We start from the raw sequence: 6,954 nt of genomic DNA on the forward strand, positions 1-6,954 counted from the left end.
CCGCTACGTGCGGGCACCGAACCCGGTCAGATGCGCCGCGTAGACTGGGAGGACTCCCTGCGACGAAAGAGGTGCCCGCGTGGCGCATGCCCCGGTAGGAGCCGTCATCGGTGCCCGGTACTGGACCGTGCCCGTCGCGCGCGCCGTTGTGGCGTTCGTGCCGGCGGCCGTGATCACGTTCAACGCCGACCACTCCGCCGAGTTCGGGCTGGTGGTGTTCGGTGCCTTCGCGCTGGTCAACGGTCTGGTCACCGGGCTGCTCAGCTGGCTGACCGTGACCGACCGGAGAGACCGCAGCATTTTTGCCATCCAGGGCGCCGTCGGCGTTCTCGCCGGCGTGATCGCGCTCGCCCTCAACGCCGGCGGGCTGGGTTTCTTCCTCTACATAGTCTCGGTGTGGGCGGCGATCACCGGTTTCCTCGAGCTGTACCCGGGCATCCGGGTGCGCGGACGCGGCCAGGTCGCCCGCGACTGGCTGGTCGTCGGAGCTCTCACTGCGGTGCTCGCCCTGGTGTTCCTGCTCCTGCCGCCGAACGCCGTCGTCGCGGTGGGCCTGCTCGGCGCCTACCTGGTGATCATCGGGGTGTACCTGGTCATCGCCGGCGTCTCCCTTTCCTCAGCGCCCGCGGATGCGCGGCGCGACCTGGCTTCCTCCCCCACAGATTCGGACACCCCGTGACCCAGAACACCCCGCACAAGCCCACCAGGAGCGAGATTCTCAAGCCCGTTGAGCTGGTCGCCATCTCCGCCGTGATGGGCCTCTTCGTCGGGCTCACCATCCTGCTGGCCACCCGAAACTGGGCGCTGTCATCGATCGCGTTGGGCATCACCTTCATCATCGCCCTGGTCGTCATCGCGATGCTCGCCCTGGGCATGAAGCCGAACGCGGCCGAGAAGAGCGACCTGGACGAACAGAACCAGAACGGCGACCACAAGGGCCATTAGCCCCCAGTCTTGCGCCAGCCCGGTGCTTTAATGGACCCATCGTGGTCCTGTTCCCGGTGTTGCTTCCCCTGAGGGGGCAGCTATGACCACCGATGGCCGCGCGTCGGCCGTCGTGCCGGCGATCCCGGCCCAGCCGTACGCCCGCACCGTCGATGAGGTGTGCGCCGACCTGCAGACCAGCCGGCACGGCCTCGACGAGTCGGAGGCGGCCGAACGGCTGGCCAGGTACGGGGCGAACGCCCTGCCCGTCGTGGCCAAGCAGAATCCGGTGCTGCGCTTCCTTAGCCACTTCAACGACGTGCTCATCTACGTGCTGCTCGGTTCGGCCGTGCTCACGGTGGTGTTCGGCGACTGGGTCGACGCGTCGGTGATCCTGGCCGTGGCCGTGATCAACGCCGTGATCGGGTTCCTGCAGGAGGGCCGGGCGGAAAAGGCGCTCGACGGCATCCGCCGGATGCTGTCGCTGAACGCGAAGACCCGCCGGGGCGGCCACTGGGTGAACACCGACGCGTCCAGCCTGGTGCCTGGCGACATCGTGCGGGTGAAATCCGGCGACAAGGTGCCCGCCGACCTGCGCCTGATCGAGGGCACCAACCTCAGGGTCGAGGAATCCGCGCTCACCGGGGAATCCGTTCCGGCCGGCAAAGATGTCGCGGCCGTCGCCGCGGACGCCGGACTCGGCGACCGGCACTGCATGTTGTTCTCCGGCACCATCGTGGCTGTCGGCAGCGGCCGGGGTGTGGTGACGGCCACCGGACCGGCCACCGAGATCGGACGTATCCAGACCCTGGTCACCGACACCGAGGCCCTGGCCACCCCGTTGACCCGCCAGCTGGACGTCTTCAGCACCCGGATCTCGCTGGGCATCCTCGCCATCTCTGGGCTGATGCTCGTGATCGGCCGTCTCGTGCACGACCGCGGCTTCGCCGACCTCTTCGCCGCCACGATCGGCTTCGCGGTGGCAGCGGTGCCGGAGGGGCTCCCGGCCCTGGTGACGATCACGCTGGCCCTGGGTGTGCGGCAGATGGCCGCCCACAACGCCATCGTGCGAAAGCTCACCGCCGTGGAGACTCTCGGCTCGGTGACCACGGTCTGTACCGACAAGACCGGCACCCTCACCCGCAACGAGATGACGGTGCGCGCCGTCATCACCGGCGCGGCCCGGTACGAGGTGCGGGGGATCGGCTACGACCCGGCCGGCGCCGTCCTGCTGGACGGCCGGCTGGTGACGGTCGCCGACCAGGATGACCTGGCCCGGCTGGTAGAGGTCATGGTGGTCTGCAACGACGCCAGGGTCAGTGCCGACGACGGCGTCTGGAAAGTGGTCGGCGAACCGACGGAGGGGGCGCTCTGCACCCTCGGGTACAAGGCCGGCTTCGACGCGGCCGGCGTCCAGAGGCTGGCCGTGATCCCGTTCGAGTCAGCCAACAAGTTCATGGCCACCCTCAACCGGTTCGATGACGAGCCCGCCCGGATCCTGGTCAAGGGGGCGCCAGCCCGGCTGCTGGAGCGGTGCAGTCTGCAGCTGAATGCCGCAGGCATCCCCGAACCCCTCGACGAGGCGCTCTGGGAGCGGCGGGTCGACGAGCTCAGCTCCACCGGGCTCCGCGTCCTCGGCGCGGCCATGGGCGACGCTCCGGCCGGCCTGAGCTCCCTGCACCTGGGCGACATAGACGACGGCCTGGTGTTCCTCGGCGTGGTGGGCATCGTGGACCCACCCCGGCCGGAGGCCATCGCGGCGATCCGGGTCATGCACGACGCCGGCATCCGGGTGAAGATGATCACCGGCGACCATCACGGCACAGCCGTGGCGATCGCCAGGGAAATGGGGATTGTGACGGGGGTCGCCCGGGTGCTCACCGGCGGCGAGCTGCAGAAACTCTCCCAGGACCAGCTGGCCCGGGTCGTGCGGGACGTGGACGTGTTCGCCCACACCAGCCCTGAGCACAAGTTGCGTATCGTGAAGGCGCTGCAATCGCACGGCGAGGTCGTGGCGATGACCGGCGACGGCGTCAACGACGCCCCGGCGCTCCGCAGGGCGGATGTGGGTGTGGCGATGGGGATCAAGGGCACGGAGGCGACTAAGGAGGCGGCCGACATCGTGCTGGCCGATGACAACTTCGCCACCATCCAGAAGGCCGTCGAAGAGGGCAGGCGCATTCGGGACAATCTGCAGAAGTCCATCATCTTCATTTTGCCGACCACCGCTGCGCAGTCCCTGGTGGTGCTGCTGGCGGTGCTGTTCGGCTTTGCGCTGCCGTTGCAGCCCACCCAGATCCTCTGGGTCAACCTGATCACCGCGGTGACCCTGTCACTGGCCCTGGCCACCGAGCCCGCCGAACCCGGCATCATGCTGCGCCGACCGCGCCCGCCGGGCGGGTCGGTCCTCGACTCCGAATACCTCGGCCGACTGGTCTGGGTGTCTGTGCTGATCACGACGGCGACCATCGGGGTGTTCTTCTACGAGCAGGCGATCGGGTCGTCCCGAGCGGTGGCGCAGACCACGGCGGTGACCATGCTGGTGCTCAGCCAGCTGGTGTTCCTGTTCAACTGCCGGTTCCTGCGCGCGTCGAGCCTCACGCTGGGCGTGCTGCGCGGCAACCGGGCCGTGTGGATGTCGGTGGGCACGATGCTCGTGCTGCAGCTGATCTTCGTCTACACCCCGGTGATGAACGTGTGGTTCAGTTCCACGCCGATCGGCCTGCGCGAGTGGGCCTACACGCTGGGCCTTGCTCTGGTGATCTTCGTTCTTGTCGAAGTGAACAAGCTGATCGGCCGGCGCCGGGCTCGCCGCCGGCCGATGCTTGCTCAGCCCAAATAGTCCACCAGCGGGTCGGCCAGGCCGACATAGCCCGCCGGGGTGAGCTCGAGCAGCCGGGCCTTGGCGGCGTCGCCGATCTCGAGGTCTTGCACGAACGCCACCAGGTCGGCCCGGTTGATCCGCTTGCCGCGGGTGAGCTCTTTGAGCAGCGCGTACGGGTCGGCGATCGTGGACCGGCCGGCGCTGACCTCGGCGCGGATGACGGTCTGGATGGCCTCGCCGAGGATCTCCCAGTTGGTGTCCAGGTCGTGCGCGAGCAGGTCACGGTCGAGGTCGATCTCGCCCAGGCCCCGCACCAGGTTGTCCAGCGCGAGCAGCGAGTGGCCGAAGCCGACCCCGATGTTGCGCTGGGTGGTGGAGTCGGTGAGGTCGCGCTGCAGCCTGGAGGTGACCAGGGTGGCGGCCAGGGAATCCAGCAGGGCGCTGGAGAGCTCGAGGTTGGCCTCGGCGTTCTCGAACCGGATCGGGTTGATCTTGTGCGGCATGGTCGACGACCCGGTCGCGCCGGCCTGGGGCACCTGGCGGAAGTAGCCGATGGAGATGTAGGTCCAGATGTCGGTGGCGAGATTGTGCAGCACCCGGTTGGCGTGCGACACCTTGCCGTACAGCTCGGCCTGCCAGTCGTGCGACTCGATCTGGGTGGTCAACGGGTTCCAGCCCAGGCCGAGGCCCTCGACGAACTCGCGGGACACCGCGGGCCAGTCCACGGACGGATCCGCGGCGACGTGCGCGGCGAAGGTGCCGGTGGCGCCGCTGAACTTGCCGAGGTATTCGTTGGCCTCGATCTGCTTCTGGATGCGCTCGAGCCTGTAGACGAACACCGCCAGTTCCTTGCCCATGGTGGTGGGCGTGGCGGGCTGACCGTGCGTGCGGGCGAGCATGGCGTCGGCGCGGTACTCGGCGGCCAGGCGGCGGAGGGCCCCGATCAGGGCGCGGAGCTTGGGCAGCCAGACCTCGCGCACCGCCGCTGAGACGGTAAGGGCGTAAGCGAGGTTGTTGATGTCCTCGCTGGTGGCGGCGAAGTGGGTCAGCTCGCTGATCGACTCAAGGCCCAGCGGCACCAGGCGGCGGCGCACAAGGTACTCCACGGCCTTGACGTCGTGCCGGGTGACGGCCTCGAGGGTGGCCAGTTCATCGATTTCGGCCTGGCCGAAGTCGGTGACGAGGGCCTTCAGGCCGTTCTTCTGCTCGACGCTGAGCGGCGAGGAGCCGAACAGGCTGCGGTCGGTGAGGGCGATCAGCCACTCCACCTCGACCTTGACCCTGGCGCGGTTCAGTCCGGCCTCAGACAGGTGCTCGCCCAGTTCGGTGACGGCGGCTTGATACCGGCCGTCGAGTGGACTGAGGACCTGCGGGGGTAGAGGACTCATCGGACTCCCTGTCTGATTGCGGGTGCGAGCTGCGCGAAGAGCGCAAAATTGGCTCTCTCAATCATGCCTAAAACGGAGTCAAACAGCGCATCGTCGGAATAGTACGGGTCGGGCACGTCCCGCAGGGCCGCCTGGTCCCTGTCGAAGCTGAGCAGCAGGCGCACCTTGTTACGGTCCCGTTCGGTGGGCGCCCAATTCCGCAGGATGCGCTCCTGCGACCTGTCCAGCACGACGACGAGGTCGAGGTCGTCGAACCAGCCGGCGTCGAATTGCCGCGCCCGATGGTGGCTGCCGTCGTAGCCGCGCTTGGCCAGGGCGGAGACCGTGCGGGCGTCGGCCTGCTCGCCGACGTGCCAGTCGCCGGTGCCCGCCGAGCTCGTCGTGATGAGCCGACCCAGTCCGGAGCGCGTGACCAGGTCGCGCAACATCACCTCGGCCATGGGCGACCGGCAGATGTTGCCGGTGCAGACGAAAATGATCCGGAATGGCGTCGACTCATCTGGACTGAGCGCCGCGAAATTCATGTGTCCATTGTGTTCCACATTCCCCTCCTCCACATCCGCCCCCGGAGGCAACTTTCCCCCGGATCCAGCGCGGGCCGCCACCCTCCCGGCCGACCGGCGCAGTCTGGCCGGAACGAGGAGGCGCGATGGAATCAGCGGGCGGCAGCATCCTGCCGGATGTGAGCGGAGGGCCGGATGCCGAGACTCTGGCCCGCCTCCGTGAACAGCGGTGGCTCCTGCGCGGGGTGCGGGACGCGGTGGAGGTCTCGGGGCGACGGCTGGCCGGCCAGGAGGCGGGGCCGGCGTGGCGGTCACCGGCCCAGCGGGCCTATGGCGCCGGTTTGGGTGAGCTGAGCGCCAACCTGCACGGCGCCTGGCGAGCCCTGGACGACGCGCTGTGGGCCGTGGACGAGGCCATCGGCCGGGTGAAGGCGGCGCCGTGACGGGCCCGGTCGGTGACAGCGGCCCTGGCGGGAACGACGGCGCGCTCACGGTGTCCGGCGGCGGCATCCGGGTGGCCACCGACACTGTGTTCGCCGAGATGGCCGCGCTGCGCCTGCTGCAGGGTGAGGCGGAGCAGTGGCAGGGGCAGATCGGCCGGGTCCGGTCGTTGGGTGTCGGCCCCGCGCCGGCTTGGCAGCCGGATGACCTCGGCGCCTGCGTGTTCGGCGCGTCGGTGGCGATCGACGCCGTCGCCGACCGGAGCGGGCAGCTGGCCGAGGCACTCGAGCAGGCCGCCGAGGAGTACGGCCGCCTCGAGAACGGGTTGGACATTGCGCTTCGGGGCACGGGCGCCTGGATGGCGCACGCCCTGGGGGTTCTGGCGCCGGTTCTGGCGCTGTTGGTGGCGACTCCGTTGGCCTATCTGGCTCTCGGATCGCTGCTGTCCAGTGCCGCCCTGGGTCGCACACCGTCGGTGGTGCCGCCCTGGCTGACCGACTGGCTGCGGGAGAACCCGCGGCTGCTCACCAACCCGGCGACCGTCGCGCTGGTGCGCACTGTGGTGTCGTCGACCGATGAGGCGGCGCTTAGCCGGCTGGGCGTGCCGTACCCGGTGGCCGCGGTGGTGGGCGACGAGGGTGCCGGGATACTCGGCGCCCAGTCCTCGGCGTTCGGACTGCTTGTGGCGGCCCGGGTGGCGGGGCTGCTGCGCGAGTCGCCCGTGCGGGTCAGCCAGGTCGGGTCATCGATCGGCCCACCGGGCGGCGCAGATGACCCGGCCCGGGCGGGACGCGCAGCCCGGGCGGGCCGTGCCGGGGCCGGTGCGGCCGGCGGCGTGCCGTTCGCACCGTTCGGCCCGGCGGCCGTTCCGCTA

Annotated in this window: 6 protein-coding genes and 1 pseudogene; 5 read left to right on the forward strand and 2 right to left on the reverse strand. The window is 69.5% G+C overall.

Going from position 1 to position 6,954, the window contains the following annotated elements; genetic code table 11:
- Nucleotides 1-79 precede the first annotated feature (79 nt).
- The 3 genes from E3T61_RS19640 (at nucleotide 80) to E3T61_RS19650 (ending at nucleotide 3,766) form a co-directional block, all read left to right on the forward strand.
- The gene (locus E3T61_RS19640; RefSeq protein WP_174777052.1) at nucleotides 80-679 is read left to right on the forward strand and encodes a DUF308 domain-containing protein; all 600 of its coding nucleotides are present in this window, start codon (nucleotides 80-82) and stop codon (nucleotides 677-679) included.
- Nucleotides 676-945 (forward strand): hypothetical protein, encoded by a 270-nt coding sequence (locus E3T61_RS19645; protein ID WP_134642527.1) that lies wholly within the window; start codon nucleotides 676-678, stop codon nucleotides 943-945. The genes E3T61_RS19640 and E3T61_RS19645 overlap by 4 nt, the downstream gene beginning before the upstream one ends.
- 82 nt (nucleotides 946-1,027) lie before the next feature.
- Entirely contained in the window at nucleotides 1,028-3,766 is a 2,739-nt protein-coding gene (locus tag E3T61_RS19650) for a cation-translocating P-type ATPase (protein WP_134642528.1), read from the forward strand.
- Here E3T61_RS19650 and purB read toward each other — a convergent pair.
- Together purB and E3T61_RS19660 are read right to left on the reverse strand one after the other, a co-directional pair.
- Nucleotides 3,754-5,136, reverse strand: coding sequence for an adenylosuccinate lyase (purB, locus tag E3T61_RS19655; RefSeq protein ID WP_134642529.1), 1,383 nt, complete (start codon nucleotides 5,134-5,136; stop codon nucleotides 3,754-3,756). The genes E3T61_RS19650 and purB overlap by 13 nt on opposite strands.
- Nucleotides 5,133-5,660, reverse strand: a complete 528-nt coding sequence (locus E3T61_RS19660) for a low molecular weight protein-tyrosine-phosphatase (protein WP_134642530.1) — start codon at nucleotides 5,658-5,660, stop codon at nucleotides 5,133-5,135. The genes purB and E3T61_RS19660 overlap by 4 nt, the downstream gene beginning before the upstream one ends.
- Nucleotides 5,661-5,785: 125 nt before the next feature.
- Between E3T61_RS19660 and E3T61_RS19665 the strand changes: the two genes are divergently transcribed.
- Nucleotides 5,786-6,082 carry a hypothetical protein gene (locus E3T61_RS19665; protein WP_134642531.1) on the forward strand — a complete coding sequence of 99 codons (297 nt, stop codon included), beginning with the start codon at nucleotides 5,786-5,788 and terminating at the stop codon, nucleotides 6,080-6,082.
- Nucleotides 6,079-6,954 (forward strand): annotated as a pseudogene (locus tag E3T61_RS19670) (hypothetical protein); the annotation flags it as partial. The gene E3T61_RS19665 and the pseudogene E3T61_RS19670, both read left to right, overlap by 4 nt.

The organism is Cryobacterium lactosi (assembly GCF_004403945.1).
GTDB lineage: Bacteria > Actinomycetota > Actinomycetes > Actinomycetales > Microbacteriaceae > Cryobacterium > Cryobacterium lactosi.

Excerpts from the sequence above, each read along its gene's own strand:
- E3T61_RS19665 (WP_134642531.1), top strand. The coding sequence starts at position 5,786 with ATGGAATCAGCGGGCGGCAGCATCCTGCCGGATGTGAGCGGAGGGCCG.
- E3T61_RS19650 (WP_134642528.1), top strand. The coding sequence starts at position 1,028 with ATGACCACCGATGGCCGCGCGTCGGCCGTCGTGCCGGCGATCCCGGCC.
- E3T61_RS19660 (WP_134642530.1), bottom strand. The coding sequence starts at position 5,660 with ATGAATTTCGCGGCGCTCAGTCCAGATGAGTCGACGCCATTCCGGATC.
- purB (WP_134642529.1), bottom strand. The coding sequence starts at position 5,136 with ATGAGTCCTCTACCCCCGCAGGTCCTCAGTCCACTCGACGGCCGGTAT.